The organism is Dyella nitratireducens, from assembly GCF_014642835.1.
Taxonomy (GTDB): Bacteria; Pseudomonadota; Gammaproteobacteria; order Xanthomonadales; family Rhodanobacteraceae; genus Dyella_B; species Dyella_B nitratireducens.
On sequence record NZ_BMJA01000001.1, the window covers coordinates 1,732,875 to 1,754,679 of the forward strand.

General features: G+C 61.3%; 13 protein-coding genes. 3 read left to right on the forward strand and 10 right to left on the reverse strand.

Annotated features, from left to right (window positions below; all coding sequences use genetic code 11):
* Nucleotides 1–60 precede the first annotated feature (60 nt).
* Nucleotides 61–1,347, forward strand: coding sequence for an EAL and HDOD domain-containing protein (locus tag IEX75_RS07915; RefSeq protein WP_188793678.1), 1,287 nt, complete (start codon nt 61–63; stop codon nt 1,345–1,347).
* A gap of 93 nt (nt 1,348–1,440) precedes the next feature.
* Here the strand turns inward: IEX75_RS07915 and IEX75_RS07920 are convergent, their stop codons facing one another.
* A complete protein-coding gene (locus IEX75_RS07920) occupies nt 1,441–1,971 on the reverse strand; it encodes an energy transducer TonB family protein (RefSeq protein WP_188793679.1) in 531 nt (176 codons plus the stop codon).
* A 6-nt stretch (nt 1,972–1,977) separates the two neighbouring features.
* A complete protein-coding gene (locus tag IEX75_RS07925; RefSeq protein WP_188793680.1) occupies nt 1,978–3,264 on the reverse strand; it encodes an acetyl-CoA C-acetyltransferase in 1,287 nt (428 codons plus the stop codon).
* A 142-nt stretch (nt 3,265–3,406) separates the two neighbouring features.
* On the opposite strand from IEX75_RS07925, the gene IEX75_RS07930 reads away from it, so the two are divergent.
* Nucleotides 3,407–4,585, forward strand: coding sequence for a hypothetical protein (locus IEX75_RS07930; RefSeq protein ID WP_188793681.1), 1,179 nt, complete (start codon nt 3,407–3,409; stop codon nt 4,583–4,585).
* Nucleotides 4,586–4,650: 65 nt separating this feature from the next.
* Nucleotides 4,651–7,140 (forward strand): sensor domain-containing protein, encoded by a 2,490-nt coding sequence (locus IEX75_RS07935; RefSeq protein WP_188793682.1) that lies wholly within the window; start codon nt 4,651–4,653, stop codon nt 7,138–7,140.
* A gap of 97 nt (nt 7,141–7,237) precedes the next feature.
* On the opposite strand, the gene IEX75_RS07940 is transcribed toward IEX75_RS07935, so the two are convergent.
* The 8 genes from IEX75_RS07940 to IEX75_RS07975 all read right to left on the reverse strand — a co-directional run bounded on the left by IEX75_RS07940 (nt 7,238) and on the right by IEX75_RS07975 (nt 21,720).
* Nucleotides 7,238–8,260: an HDOD domain-containing protein gene (locus IEX75_RS07940; RefSeq protein ID WP_188793683.1), complete on the reverse strand. Its 1,023-nt coding sequence runs from the start codon at nt 8,258–8,260 to the stop codon at nt 7,238–7,240.
* Nucleotides 8,261–8,469: 209 nt separating this feature from the next.
* Nucleotides 8,470–10,413 (reverse strand): M61 family metallopeptidase, encoded by a 1,944-nt coding sequence (locus IEX75_RS07945; protein ID WP_308422110.1) that lies wholly within the window; start codon nt 10,411–10,413, stop codon nt 8,470–8,472.
* A gap of 285 nt (nt 10,414–10,698) precedes the next feature.
* Nucleotides 10,699–12,240 (reverse strand): amino acid permease, encoded by a 1,542-nt coding sequence (locus tag IEX75_RS07950; protein WP_188793684.1) that lies wholly within the window; start codon nt 12,238–12,240, stop codon nt 10,699–10,701.
* Between the two features lie 183 nt (nt 12,241–12,423).
* Nucleotides 12,424–12,840, reverse strand: coding sequence for a DoxX family protein (locus IEX75_RS07955; protein WP_188793685.1), 417 nt, complete (start codon nt 12,838–12,840; stop codon nt 12,424–12,426).
* Nucleotides 12,841–13,086: 246 nt separating this feature from the next.
* Nucleotides 13,087–14,334 (reverse strand): sterol desaturase family protein, encoded by a 1,248-nt coding sequence (locus tag IEX75_RS07960; protein ID WP_308422111.1) that lies wholly within the window; start codon nt 14,332–14,334, stop codon nt 13,087–13,089.
* Between the two features lie 138 nt (nt 14,335–14,472).
* Nucleotides 14,473–16,764 (reverse strand): beta-N-acetylhexosaminidase, encoded by a 2,292-nt coding sequence (locus tag IEX75_RS07965; protein ID WP_188793687.1) that lies wholly within the window; start codon nt 16,762–16,764, stop codon nt 14,473–14,475.
* A gap of 178 nt (nt 16,765–16,942) precedes the next feature.
* On the reverse strand, nt 16,943–18,766 hold the full coding sequence (locus tag IEX75_RS07970; RefSeq protein WP_229720694.1) for a glycoside hydrolase family 9 protein: 1,824 nt from the start codon (nt 18,764–18,766) through the stop codon (nt 16,943–16,945).
* Nucleotides 18,767–18,915: 149 nt separating this feature from the next.
* Nucleotides 18,916–21,720, reverse strand: a complete 2,805-nt coding sequence (locus IEX75_RS07975) for a TonB-dependent receptor (RefSeq protein WP_188793689.1) — start codon at nt 21,718–21,720, stop codon at nt 18,916–18,918.
* Nucleotides 21,721–21,805 lie beyond the last annotated feature (85 nt).

The window sequence follows — 21,805 nt, forward strand, 5'->3', positions numbered from 1 at the left end:
CGTGGTTCAGGCGTCCGTCTCGCAGCACTCGCTCCACCCTTACGTTCGGTAATCCATGCCATGACGACGAGTACAGTTGCTTCCCCCGCCAAGCTCTCGAGCAATGACGCCACCACCCTCAGCGACATGCTGCTGCCGGTCGTGCGCAGCCCGATGCTGGATCACGAGGAAGAACTGTTCGCCTACGAACTGGTGTTCTACCGCCAGGGTGCCGGCACCGATGCCGATACCACCTTGGTAGGTGGCGTGCTTTCCGGCATCACCGATGGTGCGATCACGCGATTGGTGCGCGGCAACCGCGCCTTCATGCGCCTGCCGCGCGCCCTGCTGCTGGAACAGACCGACATCCTGGCGCATACGCCGCGCCTGGGCGTGATCGTGCATCCGATCCATGTGCGCGACACGGCGGTACTGCAGCGCCTGCAACAGCTGGCTCTGCGCAAGTGCCCGCTGCTGCTGGACCTGGGCGATCTTGATCCCAGTTCCAGCGAGCCGCATGGCCCGCTGGAATCGCTGCTGCGTCTGACGAGTTATGTCCGCCTGGACGCCAAGACGCTCGACGCCGATACCTTGGCAAGCCGCTGCAAGCAATTGTTCGAGCGCGGCATCGGCGTGATCGCCGGCAATGTCGATGACCACCATACGTACGCGCGCTGCAAGGAACTGCCGTTCCAAGCGATCCAGGGCCGCTACTTGCTGGTGCCGCAGCAGATCGAAGTGCCGGTGCTCACACCCAGCCGCTTGAGCATGCTGCGCCTGATGGGCGCACTGCAGGACAACAACGCCGGCCCGGTGGAACTGGGCGAGATCATTCGCGACGACGCGGTGCTCAGCTACAAGCTGCTGGGCTGCGTGAACTCCGCCTACTTCGCGCTGCCGCGGCAGCTGAAGTCGATTCAGCAGGCGGCGATTTTTTTCGGCGTCGCGCGCCTGCGCAATTGGATCTACACCATGGCGCTGGCCAGCACCGACGACCGCCCGCCGGAACTGCTGCGCACGGCGCTGATCCGTGCCCACATGTGCGAAAAACTGGCGCAGGGCATGCCGGCCGGACAGCAGGAAATGGCGTTCATGGCCGGCTTGCTGTCACTGCTCGATACGCTGCTGTGCGCACCGATGGAATTCGTGTTGAGCCATCTGCCGCTGGCGCCTGAAATCCGCGATGCGCTGGTGGAAGACCGCGGCCCGTTCGCCCCGTTGCTCGAACAGGTCTATGCATGGGAAGCCGGTGATTTGAAAGGCGCGCACATGCAGCCGCAGAACATTCGCAAGATGGCCGGCGCGTATTACGCGGCGACGCAGTGGGCGGATCAGGTGTATTCGTTTGCGGAGCAGCGGCCGCATTGACGTTCGGTCGCTGACTGCAGAACGTAGGTTGGGGTGCAAACCCCAACGTCAGGATGTATGTGTGCAGGGCGATGTTGGGGTTTGCATCCCAACCTACATGTTTACCGGGGACGCCGATTCACCCTTAAATCGCATCGGCAAATCCCCGCTCATCCCTTGCGGATGATCTGCCGGTACCGCAAAGCGCCAATGCCGTGCGATCTCTATGGCATTTGTATCCAGGATGTCATCGCCGCTGGATTGTGCGACCGATGCGCCAGTCACCTGCCCTTGCCCATCCACCGTCACATGCAGCACCACGTTGCCGACATCATGGTTTTCCGTGCGTGACGTCGGCAGTGACGAGGCAGGTGTTGCGATCGGCACCAGCGACACATCAGCGCTGACGGGCGCAACCGGCGTAGCGGCGACTTCATCTTGCGCAGGTATGTAGCGCGGCCGTGCAGCGATCAACGCAGGCTTGGGATGCACGTTGCGATGGTGAGCGGCATGAGCTGCATGCAAGGGCCCTGTTTCCGGCGGCGTTGCGCGCCCTGCCGTCTGGTCACTCAGCCACTGCGTACCTGCTGCGCCGATCACCAGCGCAAGCAAACTCAAGGTAGCAGTGACGCGTAGCCGGGGCATGAAAAATCACGGTCGTTCGAGAATCGCGACGACACCCATGCCGCCAGCGGTGCAAATGGAAATCAGGCCGCGGCCGGAGCCCTTCTGTTCGAGCAATTTCGCCAGCGTGGCGACGATGCGCGCACCCGTAGCGGCGAAGGGATGTCCCACTGCAAGGCTGGAGCCATTCACATTGAGCTTGGCCGCATCGATACTGCCAAACGGCGCATCCAGGCCCAGCCGGTTCTTGCAGTAATCCGCCGACTCCCATGCACGCAGCGTGCATAGCACCTGGGCGGCGAAAGCTTCATGGATTTCGTAGAAATCGAAATCCTGCAAGGTGAGGCCGTTGCGCTTGAGCAGGCGCGGCACGGCAATGGTGGGCGCCATCAGCAGCCCTTCACCATGCACGAAATCCACCGCGGCCACTTCGGCATCGCGCAAGTAAGCCTGGATCTTCAAGCCACGCCTGGCCGCCCATGCTTCGTTGGCCAGCAACACGGCGGCGGCACCGTCGGAAAGGCCGGTGGAATTGCCGGCAGTGAGGGTGCCGTGGTTCGAGGTTTTATCGAAGGCCGGTTTCAATCCGGCCAGCTTGTCCATGCTGGTGTCGGGGCGCAGGAAGCCATCGCGCTTCAGGCCACGGAACGGAATGACCAAGTCATCGAAGAAACCCGCGTCATAGGCCACCGCCAGTTTGCGATGGCTGTCCAGCGCAAGGCGATCCTGCGCCTCACGGCCGATGTGCCATTCGCGCGCCATTTTTTCACAGTGATCGCCCATCGACATGCCGGTACGCGGTTCGGCCACGCCGGGAAAAGCCGGTTTCAGCTCACTGAAAGAAAAACCACGTACTGCGGTTTTCAACTTGTCCAGCGGCGTCCTGGCGCGATTCACGGCCAGAAGGCGCTTGCGCAGGCGCTGGCTGTAGACGATCGGCACGTCGCTGGTGGTGTCCGAGCCGCCCGCAATGCCGGCCTCGATCTGCCCGGTGGCGATCTTGTTGGCGATGATGATGGCGTTGTCCAGCGACGTACCGCAGGCGCGGGCGGTGGTGATGCCCGGGGTGGTCGGGGCCAGGCCGGAGCTGAGCAGGGCTTCGCGGGCCAGGTTCCACTCGGAGGAGTGCTTGATCACCGCTCCCATCGCCACTTCGCCCAGTTCCAGGCCATGCAGCCCAAAACGCTCGACCAGCGCGCCCAGCACCTTTACCGACATGCCGAAGTTGCCGACGTCCGCATAGGCAGTGTTGTTGCGACAGAACGGGATGCGCACACCGCCGATGACGCCAACGCGCTGCTGCGTGTTTTCCATAGCCTTGACTTGGGTCCCAATGCACCGATTCAGCAAGGCTAACCCGCGCGGCGCCCTGGCGGAACCCCGAACGGACGCTTGATCAGCGAATGTTAGACTTGCGGGCTGTTTTAAATGACAAGGGGCGAAGGAACGGCAGCCCATGCACCTCGCTGCCCAACCTTTCTCCCGAGGTATCAAGAACGTGGAATCCACCAGCTCTCTCGTCGCCCTGCCTACCGTCCTGGCCCTGGAACTGTCTCCTGGCGAACATCCTCGACGCCTGACCCTGAGCCGCGATGAAGCTGCCGAGCTGGCTGCCCTGGTGGCGGACGATCTGCACACCCTCGTACCCGACGTCGCGCAGGCGCGGCTGACCCTGGGTGGCGCCATGTTCGATGCGGTGGAACTGCTGCGCCCCGGCTTTCCGGCGTGGGTCACCCTGGACGAGCTGGCGCGCCGGGTACCTCGTGGCCAGTTGGAAAACGTGGTCGCCTTCGGCCACCACGAGGGCCGCATGCCGGCGCAGCCGCTGGAGCCGGAACTCGCTTATGCCGATGGCCCCATGCGCTTGTTGCCGCTGAGCCTGCTCGCCCCCGAGGAACTCGCCGAAGCGCTGTCCGAGCGCCTGGAAGTGGAACTGGTCGGCCGCGGCGAAGCCAGTGCGCGCACCGCGGATTGGCTGATGCGCAGCTTCGGCATCCGTTTGGAACACGCACGCTATCTCAGCCGCAACGACTTGCTTGCACTTACTTGCGTGCAATACGAGCACGTCAATCTCGCCCCTTTGTGGCAAATGCTGGAAGCAGCCATGCTGACGCCCTACCGGCCCGAAATGGCCGTGAGCGCACGCGGCCTCACGCTGCGCTATGCCGATGGCAAGGTGTGGATGCAATCGCCGGCGCAATGGCTCGCCGTGCAAGGCGGCGATATCACCGAGCGCAGCCACGCTTTTGCGGGCGCGGTGTTCGAATTGCGCCAATACGCCGCGCTGCTGCAGGCACATGGTGTAACGCTGCTGCTTGAGGGCGAATCCACCGTCGATAGTCATGGCTGGCTCGCCGAAACCCTCGCGCAGGTCGATCCCGCCTATGAAGCCCCTGCCCTGTTCGCGCATGAAGCGGCCGGCCTCGGCGTGGTAGCCGTCACCGTCGCGCAACGCGGTTCCGGGGGGCACGCCCACGTGCTTGCGCATGGCTATCCGCTGCAATCGGCAGCGCTCGGCCCGCTGGTGACCACCCTGGCCGACCGTTTCGGCGCAACCAGCGACTTGCATGCGCTGGGGAAGATTCAGCTCGACGAACACGGCGCGCTCGCAGCGCCTGCCGTTGCGTTGCATTGAAGGCAGGTGCAAACGGCGCCCCGTCCGGCGCATGATGTGGCGACTCACGGCCGCACCGGAACCGCATGCCCAAGGTGACGCACCCCGTTGAAGACGATCCGTCCGCCCCGGAACTGGGCCAGGATCTGCTCGCACACGTCGTCCAGGGCGTGCCTGCGCTCATCACGTATATCGATCTGCACGAGCACTTCGTGTTCGCCAACGAAGCGCATCGCCGCTGGTTCGATCTCGACCCGGCCCAGATCATAGGCAAGCCAGTCAGCGACGTGCTGGATCCGGAAAGCTATCTGCGCGTGCGCGCCGCGCTGCTGCAAGCATTGGGCGGCCACGATTCCAGCTATGAAGGGCCGCTGTTCAACCGCAGCCAGAGCCGCTACGTGCACGGCAGTTTCACGCCCGATCGCGATCCGCAGGGCCAGTTGCGCGGCGTGTTCACCGTCTTCACCGACATCACCGAGCGCCACGCGCTGGAAGAACAGCTGCGCGAAAGCGAACAGCGTTTCTCGCAGGCGTTCGAGCATGCTGCTGTCGGCATGGCCATGATCCTTCCTGATGGCCGCTATCAGCGCGTGAACGCCGCCCTGTGCGCCATGCTCGGCTATACCGAAGCGCAGTTGCGCACGATGACCTGGCGCGAGGTGACCCATCCGGACGATCTGCCGCTGAGCGAAGCGCTCGCCGGACAAGTCACAAGCGGCCGGCGCGAAGCGTTCCAGACTGAAAAACGCTACATCCATCGCGATGGGCACGTGGTGTATGTGCTGCTGAGCGTTGCGCAAGTGCGTAGCGAAAGCGGACAGCTCAATTACGTGGTCAGCCAGGTTCAGGACATCACCAAGCGCAAGCAATACGAAGAAGCGCTGTTCCGCGAGCGCCAGCTGGCCGAGGTGACGCTGAATTCGATCGGCGACGCAGTCATCACCACCGACGTGGCACTCAACATCACCTCGCTCAATCCCATCGCCGAAGCGATGACGGGATGGTCGAGTGCCGATGCAAAAGGCAGCCCGCTCGACGACATCTTCCGCTTGCGCGACATCGGCAACCGCCAGCCGCTCGACAATCCTTTGCGCCAGGCCATGCGACGCAACGCCATCGTGGATTTCAGCGGGCGGGCCATCCTGCTTCATCGCAACGGTTTCGAAACACCGATCGAAACCTCGTCGGCCTTGATCCACGACCACACCGGCACCGTCACCGGCGGCGTGCTGGTGTGCCACGACATCAGCGAAAACCGCACGCTCGCGCTGAAGATGATCCAGCTGGCCCAGCACGACACGCTCACCGGCCTGCCCAATCGCAGTCTGCTGTATGCGCGCATCGAACAGGCCACGACCATGGCGATGCAGCGCCATCGCCAGTGTGCGTTGCTTTATCTGGATATGGATCACTTCCGCCGCGTCAACGATACGCTTGGCCATGGCGTGGGCGACCAGGTGCTGCAAGCGTTGGCGCAGCAGATCCGCGGCGTGCTGCGCGACAGCGAGGACATGGCCTTCCGCTACAACGGCGACGAATTCGTGGTGCTGCTGCCACGCGTGGACGATGCGGACGAAGCCGCCAGCTTTGCGCGCAAACTGCTCGATGCCTGCGCCCAGACGCAGGTGCCCCACATACCGCCGCTCGAGTTGCGTGCCAGCGTCGGGATCAGCCTGTTCCCACGCGACGGCATCGAGCCGGATGCGCTGGTGCGCACCGCCGATGCCGCCATGTACGAAGTGAAAAACCAAGGCCGCGACGGCTACTGCTTCTATGCGCCGGAAATGAGCCAGCGCTCGGCCGCCAGCCAACGCATCGAGAACGTGCTGCGCCACGCGCTGATGCACGACGAACTCAGGCTGCAATACCAGCCCAAAGTGGACGCGAAGCTTGGCCACATCGTCGGTGCGGAGGCCCTGCTGCGCCTGTATGTGCAGGGCGAAGAAATGTTCACGCCGGACCAGTTCATTCCGGTGGCGGAAGATACCGGCCTGATCGTTTCCATCGGCACCTGGGCGTTACGCGAGGCCTGCATGCAGGCGCGCACCTGGCAGCGCGAGGGACATCCCATTTCGATCTCGGTGAATGTCTCGCCGCTGCAGTTCCAGTACGCCGGCTTCTACGAACGGCTCGACGGCATTCTCAACGAAACCGGCCTTGATCCAAGCCTGCTGGAACTGGAACTGACCGAACGCACCATGATGAGCGGCGGCGACGGCACGATTCGCCTGTTGCGGCGTATCCGCCAGCGCGGCGTGCGGCTGTCGCTGGATGATTTCGGCACGGGCTACAACAGTCTTTCGTATCTCAAGCATTTCCCGGTCGATGCCTTGAAGATCGAACGCGCGTTCGTGCGCGACATCGCGCAGGATGCGGAAACCGCAGCGATCACCCGCGCCATCATCGGCATGGCACGCAGCCTCAACAAGGATGTGATCGCCGAAGGTGTGGAGACGGAAGTGCAAAGCGCGTTCCTGCGCGACGCGGGTTGCTCGCACATGCAAGGCTTCTTGTTCGGTGCGCCGATGCCGCCGGAGAAGTTCGAGGAACGCCTGACGATCAATGGCAATTTGTAGGTTGGGGTGCAAACCCCAACGCCGCCATGCATGGCAATGCCGATGATCTGGATGGCACAAGTCGTTTAGATGGCGACGTTGGGGTTTGCACCCCAACCTACGTTCGGAACACTCTGCGCAACTCCTGCTGCGCACGCTCTACCAACACCTCCGGCAAGCGATCCGCACGCATAGATGCGGGCGGCGTACCACGATCGATCACATGGTTGTCGGCCAGCATCTGGACCATCGCAAGGTGATCAGCAGCCAGCAGCGCATTGCCCAGCTCGGTCACCGGCGCTTTGCCGCGCACGTCCAGCCGTTCGCGCAACGCCACGATCACGTTCGGCGGCAGCTCCCAATGCTTGGCGGCACGTAGCGTGAGATGGTTGGCCAAGTGGGTGAAACTGAGCAGGAAGGCCCGGCTGAAAACGCCAAGTGTGGGCGGCGCTTCCTGATCGAGCACACGAATCATCGCACCTACGCCCGCGTTGCAGACGATGCCGGCAAGATACGCTTCAAACGGATCGCCCTGTCCGCGAGCCAGATAGGTGCTGACATGTGCACAGCGTTCCGCGTGATCCCATAGCCGTTGGCCGGCGGCGTGGCCGAGCATGCCTGCACTAGCCTGCAGGATCGGCTTCATCACATGTTGCGTCACCATCTGGCGCAGGCCATCGTGACCGAGCAGCACGACGGCATGCTGCAAACTGGTGATCGCCCGCGCCGTGCGGTAGTGCGCACTCTGGCTGACCCGCATCACTTCGCCGACCAGCACCGGATCGCGCCCGATCAGCTTGGCGACCTTGGTGCCGTCGGAGTTGTCGCTCTTGAGCAGGCGCAGCAACTGCGGCAGCACCTCAGGCAAACGCGGCAGGGTGGTAATATCGAAGCGATCGCCACCGCATAGCTCGTCCAGCCGCCGCAGCATCACCTGCTCCTGCGGGCGCATGTCCGCCACCTCGGATCCGGGCATACCCAGCACCAGGCGATAGAACCAGTCCTGGATGTCCGCACTGCTCAGTGTCGGGATCGGTTCCTGCGGCTCTTTTTCCTCCGGCCACGGCAAGACCACGCTGAGACGCGGCCGTTCTTTTACCGGCTCGTCCCCCGCAAACAGTCGTTTCCAGAATCCGCTCATAGCCTGCCTAGGTTTGTCCCCTCGGGAGAGATATCGGCAGGGTCTAGCGGGGCTTGATGCCCCATGTCCGTCGCCCTGGCGAAGGCCAGGCCCGGCGTCTCGATCGGTGCGCTGAAAGTCACTGGCCCCGGCGTACGCCGGGACGGCCATTCAAGGTTCTTTATACAAGTCCGTAGGCTGGGTGGCATCCCAACCCACGACGTTCTGCATTACTTGCTACGCGGCTTCAGGATATCGCCGAGCAGGTCCTTGCCATCCGCGCGCACCAGGTGCGGGTAGCGCAGGCCGTCGTGGTAGTCCACCTTCACCGTGCTGTACACATCCACATTCTTCACCAGCAACTCGATCGGCGCCGATGACGTCTTGGCAGCCGTGACCGCATCCTTCAGCGCATCGCTGGAGAAGTCGCGTCCGTTGACCGCGACGATCGTCAGGTTCGGCACCAGACCCGCCTTGAATGCCGGGCCATTCCATTGCACGTCGCCGATGCGGCCTTTCTGGTCAACGATCAGGCCAAGCGAGTAGGCCATGTTCAAGCCGTGGCGGATACCTTCGTAGGCTTTTTCTTCTGCATTGGGCGTGTCGTTGAACACCAGCTTCCAGCCGCCGCGCTCGATGCCATGCTCGGGCAGTTCGTTGCCGGTGTAGTCGAGGCGATCGCGCAGGAACTTCGCCCAATCGAACGGCTGCACCTGGTTGAGCGTGTTGATCACGTCGTCGAAGTTGTAGGTCTTGGTGACGTAGCTGCCGTTGTCCATGCCGTAGAAGGCGTGCGCGAAATCATCCAGCGAATGCTTGCCGTTGCTGAGTTCGCGGATCTTGGTGTCGACATCGAGCCACAGCAGCTGGCCTTCCGGATAGAAATCGGTATCGCGGATCCAGTTGATCCAGCTTTCCGAGCCGTAATAGGTGAGCGGCGCGGCATCGGCGGTGTCCTGCAGCGAGCGCCAGGCGCGGCCGGTGCGATAGGTCATGGCGCCAGCGATGTTCGCCATGGAGTCGCGATACTGATCCGGCGTCCACAGGCCGGCACGCGCGGTGAGAATGCCGCACCAGTAATCGGTCAGGCCTTCGTACACCCACAGCAGGTCATCTTGCATCGGCACGTTGAAGTTGGGCGTCCACAGATCCGCGGGGCGGCGGAACTTGCCGTTCCACGAATGCACCATTTCATGCGGCATCAGGCTGGCAGCCACCAGGTGCATGTCATCGTCGGTGAAGAAATCTTCCGGCAGACGATCGTCACTGGACTGGTGATGTTCCAGGCCGAAGTGACCGGTGTGATCCGACAGCGTCAGCAGGAAATCATAGTGACTGTAATGATGCGCACCGAACAGGTAGTTGGTCTGCGCCACCACGTTGCGCTGCTGCTCGAGCTGTTTGTCGGTGAGCTTTACGGCCTTGGCCGAGTCGCCCACCACGTTCAAATGCACCGCCGCGCCGCCCTTGGGGGTGAGATCGACGCGATTGAAGTGCGAGCCGGCGATCAGCGGCGAGTCGACGAAATTGTTGAAGCTCAGCGGCTTGAAATGAATGGTGCTGCCCGATTGGCTATCCACTTCCATCGCGCTGCCGAACTGCCAGCCTTGCGGCAATTGCACGGTCGGCTGGATCTGGATCTGACGCGTGTAGTAGCCCGCCGGATAGAACGCCACCTGATTGAATTCCATGTCGACCAGATCGGGCGAGGTGGATACGCTCGCGCCGAAGTTGCTGCCCTCGCCTTCGCCCGGCGACAGGAACTCGAATTCTAGATCCAGCTGGTTCGCATCCTGCGGCACGTCGACATGGATCGCATACATGTCGCGCAGATCGCGGCGCCACGGCAGTTGCTTGCCGTTCGCGCGAATGATCAGACCTGAAACGTTCGATACCGGACCGGACGGTGCATGCTCACCGGGAATCCACTTCGGATAGAACAGCGTGACCGCACCCGGCTTGACCGGAATGGTTTCGTGCGAGCGGAAGATACGCTTGCCGGCATCGGTGAGGTCGACGTTGACGGTCAGCATGCCCGCATAAGGCTGATCGACCGGCGCCGGCACGTTGCCGGAAAAGTCCCCCTCCCCTTGCGCAGCGGCAGTGGCAGACAAGGCACAGGCCACCATCACGGCAGCGGCGATCAGGCTGAAACGCAGGGCTTGGGACTTCACTCGACAACTCCGGCAGGCACTGCCAAGCGGATGGCCCGCAAGGACAGCAGAATGATGATGGCCGCCATTCAGGCGGATTGCCGGCGATGGTAGAGCGAAGACCCTACAGGACTTCCCCTGCCAGAGGTCATGCTGTTGCGCTTTTTATGCGCGCAACATCCAAGGCATGTCGGTAACTTTCAAACCGCCATTCCGCCCTGGGACGGAATGACGAACGGAGCGTCACGATGCAGTGCAGTTATTGGCTATCGCGCTGCACCATGCAAAAGCTTGCGATCAACATCGCTATGTCTGCTCAACCCGGCTGTGCCGCATGCCATACCCGAAATAGATCACACACCCCAGCGCCATCCAGATGATGAAGCGCTCGAACGTGATCCATGGCAGACCACCAATGCGCTGCCAGCCATCGGCATCCGACCACGGCACGCCGAAGATCAGCAGCAGCGAAAACAACACGCCCAAGGGCGACACCACCGCCAAGGCCGGCGCACGGAAACTGCGCTCTACATTCGGCTTGCGGATGCGCAAGACCAGCACCGCCGTGCAAATGATGATGAAGGCGCTGAGCGTGCCGATATTCACCAGCTCCGCCACTTCGCCGATCGGCAGCAACCCGGCGACCACCGCGGTGAACACGCCAAGAATAATCGTGGGCCGTGCCGGCGTGCCGAAGCGTGGATGGATATGTGCAAACCAGGCTGGCAGCAGACCATCGCGCGCCAGCGCAAACCAGATGCGCGCGGCCCCGAGCATGAAAGCGAACAGCACGCTGGTCACACCGATCACCGCAGCCACCGCGATGGTCACGCTCAGCCAATGCAGGCCGATGGATTCAAACGCCTGCGACACCGAAGCATCGCCACCCAGGTTGCTGTAGTGCGTAATGCCGGTCAGCACCAGCGACACCGCGATATACAGCACCATCGCCACCGCCAGTGACAGCAGCACGGCGCGCGGAAGATCGCGTTGCGGAAACTTCGCTTCTTCCGCTGCGGTGGTCAGCGTGTCGTAACCGAACACCGCAAAGAACACCACGCTGGCGCCAGTGAGCACGCCGGCCCAACCAAAATGCGCCACGCCCTGCGCATCGACGATGCGGGCGGGAACGAACGGCTGCCAGTTCGCCGCATGCACATAGAAGGCGCCGACCAACACCACCAGCAACACACCGATCACCTTGATCGTCACCACCAGCGTATTGAAGCGTGCGCCCCATTCCGTGCGAATGGTGAGCAACGCCGCCACCAGCAGCGACACGGCGGCGGCGATCACGTTGAAGCGGTGCCCATCGCTGGGCCCCGCGATAACCTGCCCGCCGTGCACGCCGAACAGCTGCTGCAGGTAGTACTCCATGGTCTGTGCGCTCATGCTCTGCTGCGCCCATTCCGGCAGATGGATACCCACCGAACCAAGCAACACCTGCACGTAGCCGGACCAGCCGATCGCCACCACGGCCACCACCAGTGCGTACTCCAGCAACAGATCCCAGCCGATGATCCAGGCGACGAACTCTCCCAGCACGGCGTAGCCATAGGTATAGGCGCTGCCGGTCACGGGAATCAGCCCGGCAAATTCGGCATAGCACAGCGCGGCGCATGCGCTACCGAGGCCCGCGATGATGAAGCTCAACGCCACCGCGGGGCCTGCATTTGCTGCCGCCTGCTGCCCCGCCAGCACGAAGATGCCGACGCCGATGATGCCGCCGATGCCGATGGCGGTGAGCTGCCACAACCCCAGCACGCGGCGAAAATCCCCACGCCGGCCGGCTTCCGACTGCAATTGCTCGACGGATTTGTGGCGCAGCATCCTGCTCAGGACACTCATCGGCGGCTCTCCAAAACGAAAGCGCCGATCATAGCGAAAGCAGGCGGCCGGAACGGCTACCGGACGAAATATCCGACACACCTTTTCTTGCTGCAGCGCAACGGCAGGTTGGGGCGCAAACCCCAACATTCCCTGCGCACATGCATCTCGATGTTGGGGTTTGCACCCCAACCTACCGCAGCGTCAGCGACGATCCATCGAATACTTGCCCGGCCCGGTCAGGCATAGCAGCAACAATCCACCCGCAATGCTCATGTTTTTGTAAAAGTGGATCATAGTGTCCAAGCGCAACCCACCGGTCAGTGCCCAGAACCGGTGACCGAGCAACGCTGTGATCAAGGTGTACAAGCAAAGCGCCAAGGCCAGCGGCCGTGTATAGAAGCCGAGCAATATGGCCACGCCAACCACCAGCTCCATGACGAGTGCAATCAACGTGGCAAGTGTGGCAAATGGCAGCCCCACCGATTCCATATAGTCGACCGTGCCCGAAAAATTCAGGAACTTGTCCCAACCGAAGATCACGAACAAGGCCATCAGCAGTACGCGGGAAATCAGCAGCAGGACGTCCCTGTAGCGTTCGAACAACTGCGTGTATCGCATGATCATTCTCCCGTGGAGAACAACACGCGCCCGGCCTGGGCAACGCCAAGCCAGGCGGACCCTCTGGTGCACACTATGGAACAAACCGTTGCGGGTTCCAACTCATTGGTAAGCAGATTTCATGACCCATTTCGCATGCGTGCATGCACAGCCGCAGGCCAGGAGACAAATCGTAGGTTGGGGTGAGCGTATGCGGACCTCGACGCAGACATCTCGTTTTGCCGTGCTGCGTTGAATAAAACGCATTTACTCCAGCACCGGCCGAACCGGGGTCCCATGGCGGCGCTCGTAGCTGGCCAGCAACCATAACGCGACAGTACTTATCCCAAATAACGCCACCAGTGCCACTACGATGCGCGCATCCAGATGCGCCATGCCGAACCAGCGGCCGCTGATCGCTACCAACGCTGCTGTCCCCGCCGTACGCAGCAGCTCCAGCCACATCCCCATGCGGCGTCCTTCCAGCAGAAGGCCGATCGCCCAAAGGCTATACAGCAGATACATGCCATAGCCAGCTGCCGGTGCCCATGCCATCTTCGGCGCAACATCCAGAAAGTTCACACCGATGAAGAGCAGCAACGTGAACTGCACGATGCAATACGTTCGCAGCGCCTTCGATAGCGGTGGGTCATACCGCTCGTGGCACATATCGAATTCGGCCTTCGGGAAACGCGCCGCCACGTCTGCAGGCCGCCAACCCGGAGGCTTGATCCACACGCGCAGCTTGTCCGGCCAATGGCGCGCATGCCAGCTGTCCTTGAGCATGGCCCCATACACTTCCACGTTCGCCCACAGCGGATTCCAGCTTTGCAGCGGCGCACGCGTGCCATACACCGGCGGGTCGTCTTCGTTTTCTTCAACGAAGCTGCCGAACAGGCGATCCCAGATAATCAAGATGCCGCCGTAGTTGCGATCGAGATAGCGATCGTTCACGGCATGATGCGCGCGATGATTGGACGGCGAGCAGAACACGCGATCGAACCAGCCCAATCGACCGATCACTTCGGTGTGCACCCAGAACTGGTAAAGCAAGTCGATCAGCGCGATGACCGCAAACACTTCGGTGGGATAGCCGAGCAGCGCCATCGGCAAATAAGCGATCCACCCCAGCAGGAAGCCGCTGCCGGTCTGGCGCAAGGCGGTGGTGAGGTTGTAGCTCTCGCTCTGGTGATGCACCACGTGCGCGGCCCACAGCACATTCACCTCGTGGCCCAAGCGATGCAACCAATAATAAAGCAGGTCGTAGAGCAGCAGGCCGCTGATCCATACCCAGGTACGGTTGGCCGGCAAAGTCCACATGGCCAGATGCACCGCGCACCAGCCGTAGATGCCGATGTTGAACAGCTTGGTGAAGACGCCGACGATCTGCGACATCATGCCCAGCCCCAGGCTGTTGATCGCATCATTGGCGTAATAGACATCGCGCTTGCGCCACTTCGCGATCAGCAACTCGATGCCGATCAGCACGAAGAAACCCGGTATGGCCCAGGCCATGATGCGTTCCGGCGTGATCATCTCGGCCGCGTGCCTCCCCAAGGCGTGAAGCGCTTGGGTGGCAGTATATCGAGGGTGTTACGGCCCTTGTGCTGCTATGCAGCGCCTGCAGAGCAAGCAGGCGCTACGACGGCACGCTCACGGTTTGGACTTGTCCCCATCGGACGGCACCAGCGACACGCGGTCGAAGGCGTACAAAGGCCCGTCGGTCGGCGCGGTGAATATCAGGCACAAGGTGTGCTCACCGTGTTGCACGGGCACGGTTGCGTCGAGCGCGAACCGGCGGGGACTGGTCGACGGATTCGGCAATGGCGCCGTCGCTATGACCGATCCATCGCAACGATCTAGATGCACGACAAATTCGCCGTACGGCGTGCTGTGCGGTCGCGACACTACCAGCTTGATGTCATGCGCGAGAGCGTAGTTGCGCTCCAGCCGCGCCGCCTCGACGTGAATCGACGCGATGCCGTCGAGGGGCGCAGTTGGATATTGCTGACACGTATCGAAGACATTGATGGCATATACCGGCGACATGCTGGTGGCATCTGGCATCGGTTGCACGTGGAGGCGGAAATCGCTGCCGGCGCAATTGGCAAGTTCAATCCCGGCGCGCGACAGCAAGTGATCGCGATCGATCACGCGTGTACGAGCGGCAGCCAGTACGCTACCGTCATCCGCGTACGTTGCCGCCTTGATCGTGACGGGCCATGCCGCGGTAAAGGGCTGGACATAGAGCGTTGAATGAATGTTGGGAACGCTGCCGTCTGTCGTGTAACGAATGTCGCCATAAGCGGCTTGATCGGAAAGCGTCACCCGTGCTTTTCCGCTCTTCAGCGTGGCGTTGGCATCGACTTGGATGACCGGCGTAAAAGCACTGTCGGCGTAGTCGATCTGCTGCGCGGCATAGCGCTGGAATTGCGCCGGCAGACGCGCAAGAAAATCCTTCCAATGACGCGTGGATGCTGGCGACCATACGATTTCGCTCAATGCATCCAGGCGTGGGAACGCGGCGTGTTCCACATGCTGCATGCTCGGCATGTGCTCGGTCCATGCGTTTGCCTGCGCACCCAGCACGTGCGCGGCCTGAGCTGCATTCAATACGGCGGGAACGGGATTGAAGCGATAGACGTCTTCCAGGCTGCGCACTGGATCGCGGCCAGCGATTTCATCGGGGAGATTGCTTTGCAGGCTGTCCAGGTAGAGGTCCGGTGCGGGCGACATCACCACGTCATGGCCCAGCTTGGCAGCTTTGATTGCTCCATCCGTGCCGCGCCAGGACATCACCGTGGCATCGGGCGGCACGCCACCATCGAGGATTTCATCCCAACCGATCAGTCGCCGGCCGTGCGCAGACAGATAGTTGCCGATGCGGCCGATGAACCAGCCCTGCAAGGCGTCCTCGTCCTTGAGATGCAACGCGTGGATCTTGGCTTGGATGGCGGCGGAAGCCTTCCACTGATCCTTGATCGCTTCGTCACCGCCGACATGGATGTAATGCGAGGGAAACAGCGCCATCACCTCATCGAGCACGTTGTCGATGAACTGGAAGGTCGCGTCGTCCACGTTGTAGAGATAGGGATTCACACCCCAATCGACCGACACTTGCGGACGTTTGCCGGTGACACCGAATTTCGGATACGACGCCACCGCAGCCTGGGCGTGGCCGGGCATATCGATTTCCGGAACGACAGTGATGTGTCGAGCAGCCGCATACGCCACGACGTCACGAATCTGGTCTTGCGTGTAGAAACCGCCGTAGCGCTGCGGCTCGCCATCATGTCCGGCATCCGGCGGCGTGCGCCAGGCGCCGGTGCGCGTGAGTTCCGGATAACGTTTGATCTCGATGCGCCAACCCTGGTCGTCGGTGAGATGCCAATGCAGCACGTTGAGCTTGTGCTGGGCCATCTGCTCGAGCAGTGCTTTGACGTCGTCAACAGATTGGAAATGGCGGGCGGAATCCAGCATCACGCCACGCCAGGCGAAGCGGGGCCAGTCGCTGATATGCAGTGCCGGAACTTGCACGCCGCCTTGTTGCGCGTTTGGCGTCAGCAGTTGATAGAGGGTGACGGCGCCATAGAACAGGCCGGCGTCGTCATGGGCTTCGATGCGAATGCCTTGTGGCGTGACGTCGAGCGTGTAGCCTTCAGCGTGCGATGCTGGGGGGCTGCGCTGGAAGACAATCGTATGACTGGCCTCCCCCTCCTTCACTTCGAGATGTATACCTCGAATGTGCGCCACGAGATCAGCAAGATACTGAGCCGATGCATGCGCAGCTTGGTCGTTCGCCGGCACGACAATGGACGTGCCGTTATCGACCTCGAAGGAGCCCTTTGTCTGCTGTAACTGCGCGGGCAGCGGGATCAGCGAGACAGGAGTGGCTTGGACGAGACCACATAAAGTCAGGCAAAGGAGTAAAGCGGCGAATCGCATGCATTTTCCTTTTAGTCGGGATGTGCACGTTGCTCAGTCGTCATTCCGGCGAAGGTTGAACGTAGGTTGGGGTGCAAACCCCAACATTGGGTTGCATAGGTGCACAGAAATGTTGGGGTTCGCACCCCAACCTACGCGTTTCGATGAAATTTGCATATACCCAGCATGCCGTTCCCACTCAATCATGCGGCAAGCTCACCGCATACAAATACCACGCATCGTGCGGCAACCATTGTTCGGTCCAACGCCAGTCGTCGTCACGGCCGGTCTGGGCGTAGCCCAGGTCAAAGGCAATCCCGTCTTCGTCGTCCAATCCGGCCGTGATGCCATTGATGATCGCGCCCGGCGCGCTGGTGTATTCGTAGGAACGGAAGAACATGTATGGCGCATTGCGCTGGCCGCTGCCCATCAACATGCTGGTGTCGTAGGGGTTGCGGCCTAGAATCCAGTGCAGCTGGTTCCAGGCGTAATCTTCCAGCTTGGCCTGGAACGCGGGATCGCCAGAGAACAGGGGCTCTGCCATGCGCGCTGCGGCGGCCAGGGAGGCGATGCGCGCGTTCTCACCCTGCCACCAGGGCGCAGCTTCCGAATCGTGCGGAAAGAAGAAGGCTGTGCGCAGCCTGCCGTTGCCCATGCGCACGAACTGTCGCGCGTAACCGAACGGGTTGTTTACTGCACCGGTCACATGCAACTCGTAGCTCAGCGAGCGACGCACCGTGTCGCGCACTGCCGATTGCTGCACAGGCGTCGCGATCAGGTCGTACTCCATCAGAGCGACCACTGGCAAACCGGCGTCGGTTGGGTGGAAGAAAGGGCGCGTGCCGGCATCGGCGCGCCAGTAATCTTTTTGCGCGTCATGGGTGACCAGACGCGCCATCAGGCTTTGCGAACGACGATCGGCGGCCTGGCGCCAGGTCTCGTCATGCGTGGCACGGTAGAGTTCGGTTGCCGCGAGCAACGCGCAGTAGTCGTCGACGATGTTCTCCACACCGTCGTTGAGCAACTCTTTGTTGTGCGCATCTAGGAACCGATAGGCGTCTTCAGCGGTGCGCAAATAGTCCTGGCGGGTGAAATCGCCATCGATATTCATGGTGCTGGCCAGCGCCAACGCCGCAATCGCCATGCCGCCGCCAGCGCGAAAGCTCGCTTCATAAGCATGAGGCCCTCGCGGCGGCTGCTCTATCTGAGCGCCGACATCGCCAGCATTGCGTTTGATCTGCGTGCGCCAGTTGGGATCGCCAATGCGGCGGTCCTGTGCCAGTTTGTCCTTGCCTGGTGCATCGATCGATTCATAGAAAGAACCGTCGGGCCGCTTGTCGCGCACCAGAAAATCCGCGCCAAACAGACCTTCATCAAGCAGACGGCGCAGATACTGCTTGAAATTCGGATCGTGTCGCGCATCAAGCTGCTGATAGCTGCGCAGCAGGCCCCACACCACCAAAGGCAGTTGCTGCGTATTGAAATACGACGTGAGGTTCTGGTGCGACAAATGAATGCCGTAATCACCCGTCGCGTCGTACCAACCACCGTGAATATCCAAGGTACCGGACTGTCCGTCCGGATGCGGCAGGTGGCGATCTGCCTTGTCCATCTCGCCGCTGGCGCGCTGGCCCTTGAAGTAATAAATGATGTTGGAGAGCGTATTGCGCTCCAGCACATCATCCTGCACAAGGAATTCGTCGGAACGTACACAGGCATCATGGTCCTTCAACTGAAGGACATAGCGGCCTGGTGCTTTCATGGAGGAGAAGTCGGCACGCCAATAGTGCTGTTTGCCCCAGTTATCGATGGAGCCGGTGTCTTGCAGCGTGCCCGAATACACCGGCTTGCCGGTGCTGGTATCGATGATCTCGAAGTCGTGCAGGGGTTGGCCGGCATCCGCCGAAACAATCGCCTGTTTGTCTGCGGTCCGTTCGTAGCCGACCTGGTCAACCAGAATCGTCGGCCCGGCTGCCCATCCGTGCACAGACCACAAACCGAAGCATGCCAAGGCAAATCGCATGACCGACTTCATTCCGCCACTCCTGAAAGACAGCTTCGCAACGCACACGGCGCTGAAAGTATTTCTTGGCATCAAGCGCTTCCCGTAAAAAAAATCGGACCTGGCAAACCATCACCAGGTCCTTGGCGGGGAAGAAGAAAACGGCCTGGTTACATCTTGAAGTGCGCTTCGAGCATGAACTCGCGACCGCTGACGTACTCGTTAAGCGGCATCGCGGTGGTCGGCCCGAGGTATTGCTTGTAGACGGAGTTGAGCAGATTCAGCATGTCGAAGGACACGGAGAAGTGCTTGTTGAAGGCATACGCCGCCGAGGCATCCAGTTCCTTGTAGCTACCGGTATAGGAGTCCGGCGCACCGGCTACGTAACCGCCGGCCAAGTACTTGCTGCGGTAGTTGTAGGAGATGCTCGCGCTATACGGCCCCATTTCGAAGTACGGCGCCAGCGTGTAGGAGTTCCTGGAGTTGTACGGCAGGTCGCCACCCGAGGCGGTACGCGCAAGGGAGTAGGTGTAGTTGGCACGAACGCCAAAGCCGCTATCGCCAAAGGCTTGCTGATAGGTGATCGCGCCACCCCTGACCTTGGCCCGGCCGCCGTTGATAGGAGCCGATACGCTGTAGGTACACATGCCCGCCGTATTACATGATCCATTGTTGACCAGCATCTGGCCAATCGGGCCTGGATAGAACGTACCCCACGAGCCGTTCTCACGCTGCTCGAACGACGACGCGTTGACGACGTAGTTCAGCACGTTCTTGTAGAAGGCGGATACCGCGACGAGCGAGTGCGGATTGAAATACCACTCGGCGGAGAGATCAGCGTTGAGCGAACGGTAAGGCTTGAGGTTCGGGTTGCCGCCGGTGGCGGTGAGCGTGGTGTCGTTGGCTTCGAAGTAGGGCGCCAACTGGTTGTAAGGTGCGTAGGCGATGGTTTCCGACGCCGCGCCGCGCAGGATGACATCCGGCGTCAGGTTGTACGCGATATTGAACGCAGGCAGCCAGTTGTTATGCGTGGAGGTCTGACCGACGTAACCGGTACCCGGTCCGAAATTGCAATTCCACGAAACATTGCCGTCCGCACCTGGCACCAGGCAACTGCTGGGAATGTAATAGCCGTACGAGGTGATCTTGGTCCGCACCCAACGCACACCGAAGTTGCCGTGCAGATCGTCATTGCCAAAGTTCAACTGGCCATAGACGGCGGTGTTCTGCTGCTGCACGTTGAAGGTGTTGTCCCAGTAGTCCACCGGGTCGTTTGCGACGAGCGGGCCGTTGTCGAGCACGGCGTTGTAGATGCAGGTATAGCCGCAGGTCTGAACGTGCTGTACCGAGCTGCCCGTCAAGCCGATCGCTGATGCACCCTGCAGATTGGTAAGACCGCCGTAGCCGATCTGATTCAGCGTCATATTGGGCACGCCACGGTAGATCAGCAGACTCTGGCTTTCCCAGTGCGAAGCGTAGCGGGCACCCACCAGCAACTCGTTGAAGAAGCCGTCGAAATCCTTGCTGAAATCAAGTTGACCGTATTCGTCGCGCGCCTTGTACAGCTTGTAGCCGATGTTGCCGCCGAAATCATTGTCGGCCCAGTAGTTCGGATTGTTGGCCGTGGACGGATCCGTATACGTAAAGCCGTTCGGAATGCTCCAGTTGAAGCCGCCGCCGTAGAACAGCTCCTTGAAGGCCTGGCTGATGTGATTTTCGGATGTGCTTACGCCAGCCTGCCCACCAAGGCGCCAGCCGTCACCATAGTAGTTCGCACGCAGGTCGATACCCTTGGTGCGGATGAATGAATGACGCGCATCGTTGTCCTGGAAGCTCTCGGCAGTGCTCGTGCAAGAGGTTGCCTGGTAGCACGGCGTACCGACCTGGGTACCGGAAGTGACAATGCCGTTGGGACCGGCAGTCAGGTGCGAGATGCCGGCGAAGTTGAAACCGGCAATCGGATACAACGACGTGTTGAGGTTGTTCAGATTGTCGTTCATGTACATCAAGCTGAGCGTGCTATCGAAATGCTCGTTCGGCTTGTACTGCAGATTGACCAGGATGCTGTTGCGCTTTTCGATCTGCTGGAAGTTGGCGGAGTTGATTTCCGTCGGCATCTGATCTGAGCCCTTGAGCTGACCGGACGCAACTTCAGCCGCAATGGCGGGATTCACCGCCGCGATCGACGACACGGGCGTGTAGCTGAAAATTTCCTGGCCCTGGCGCGAGGTGTCCTGCTCATAGTGCTGCGCGGAAACATCGACGCCGAAGGTCTTGGAATCGTTGTGCCAGCTGTAGAACACCGAACCGTTCGGACGGTTCTTGTCGGTCATGTCGTTGTAGTTCGTACCAAACGAACCGCTGAGTGTGTTGGCCGGCACGTCGAGCGGCTGCACCGTGTGCATGAACACCGAGCCACCAAGGCTGCCTTCCGGCAGACGTGCTTCAGGGCTCTTGTAGACTTCCAGCTTGCCCAGGATTTCCGCCGGCAGCAGCGAATAGTTGAAGCCGCGATTCGGGCTGTCGCCATACAACCAAAGCGCTTGCGCCACCGGGTGGCCGTCGAGGTAAGTGAGGTTCAAGCTCGGGTCGATGCCATCGATGCTCACGCGCTGGGTCGCGGCGAGTGAATGGTCGAGCGTGACGCCAGGCACTTCTTCCAGCGCTTCAGCCACGTTGGTGGCGGGGAACTTGCCAATGTCCGTGGCGGTAATCGCATCGACGATGGCATCGGCATTGCGCTTCGTATCCATCGATGCCTGCAAGCTGGCGCGGATACCCGTGACCGTCACCGTCGAGAGCTGGGTGACCTGGGCTTTTTTGGCACGTTCGGCTTGCTGCTCCGTCTGACCGTTGTTGGTGCTGCTGGTGCCGGTCGTTGCGGTTTGACTCGTATCCTGTGCATGCAACGCACCGGACAGACAACATAGGCCGGCGATAATGCTCGCGGCGAGCAGGGACTTGCGATGTGACATGGCTTCCTCCCCTCAGAGGCGTTTTTTCAGCACGGAATATGTTCGCGGCATGTCCGTACTGCGTGGCGTATGGGCTTTCGCCCGG

Excerpts from the sequence above, each read along its gene's own strand:
- IEX75_RS07935 (WP_188793682.1), top strand. The coding sequence starts at position 4,651 with ATGCCCAAGGTGACGCACCCCGTTGAAGACGATCCGTCCGCCCCGGAA.
- IEX75_RS07960 (WP_308422111.1), bottom strand. The coding sequence starts at position 14,334 with ATGGCCTGGGCCATACCGGGTTTCTTCGTGCTGATCGGCATCGAGTTG.
- IEX75_RS07915 (WP_188793678.1), top strand. The coding sequence starts at position 61 with ATGACGACGAGTACAGTTGCTTCCCCCGCCAAGCTCTCGAGCAATGAC.
- IEX75_RS07965 (WP_188793687.1), bottom strand. The coding sequence starts at position 16,764 with ATGCGATTCGCCGCTTTACTCCTTTGCCTGACTTTATGTGGTCTCGTC.
- IEX75_RS07975 (WP_188793689.1), bottom strand. The coding sequence starts at position 21,720 with ATGTCACATCGCAAGTCCCTGCTCGCCGCGAGCATTATCGCCGGCCTA.
- IEX75_RS07930 (WP_188793681.1), top strand. The coding sequence starts at position 3,407 with ATGCACCTCGCTGCCCAACCTTTCTCCCGAGGTATCAAGAACGTGGAA.
- IEX75_RS07920 (WP_188793679.1), bottom strand. The coding sequence starts at position 1,971 with ATGCCCCGGCTACGCGTCACTGCTACCTTGAGTTTGCTTGCGCTGGTG.
- IEX75_RS07925 (WP_188793680.1), bottom strand. The coding sequence starts at position 3,264 with ATGGAAAACACGCAGCAGCGCGTTGGCGTCATCGGCGGTGTGCGCATC.
- IEX75_RS07955 (WP_188793685.1), bottom strand. The coding sequence starts at position 12,840 with ATGCGATACACGCAGTTGTTCGAACGCTACAGGGACGTCCTGCTGCTG.
- IEX75_RS07970 (WP_229720694.1), bottom strand. The coding sequence starts at position 18,766 with ATGCGATTTGCCTTGGCATGCTTCGGTTTGTGGTCTGTGCACGGATGG.
- IEX75_RS07940 (WP_188793683.1), bottom strand. The coding sequence starts at position 8,260 with ATGAGCGGATTCTGGAAACGACTGTTTGCGGGGGACGAGCCGGTAAAA.
- IEX75_RS07950 (WP_188793684.1), bottom strand. The coding sequence starts at position 12,240 with ATGAGTGTCCTGAGCAGGATGCTGCGCCACAAATCCGTCGAGCAATTG.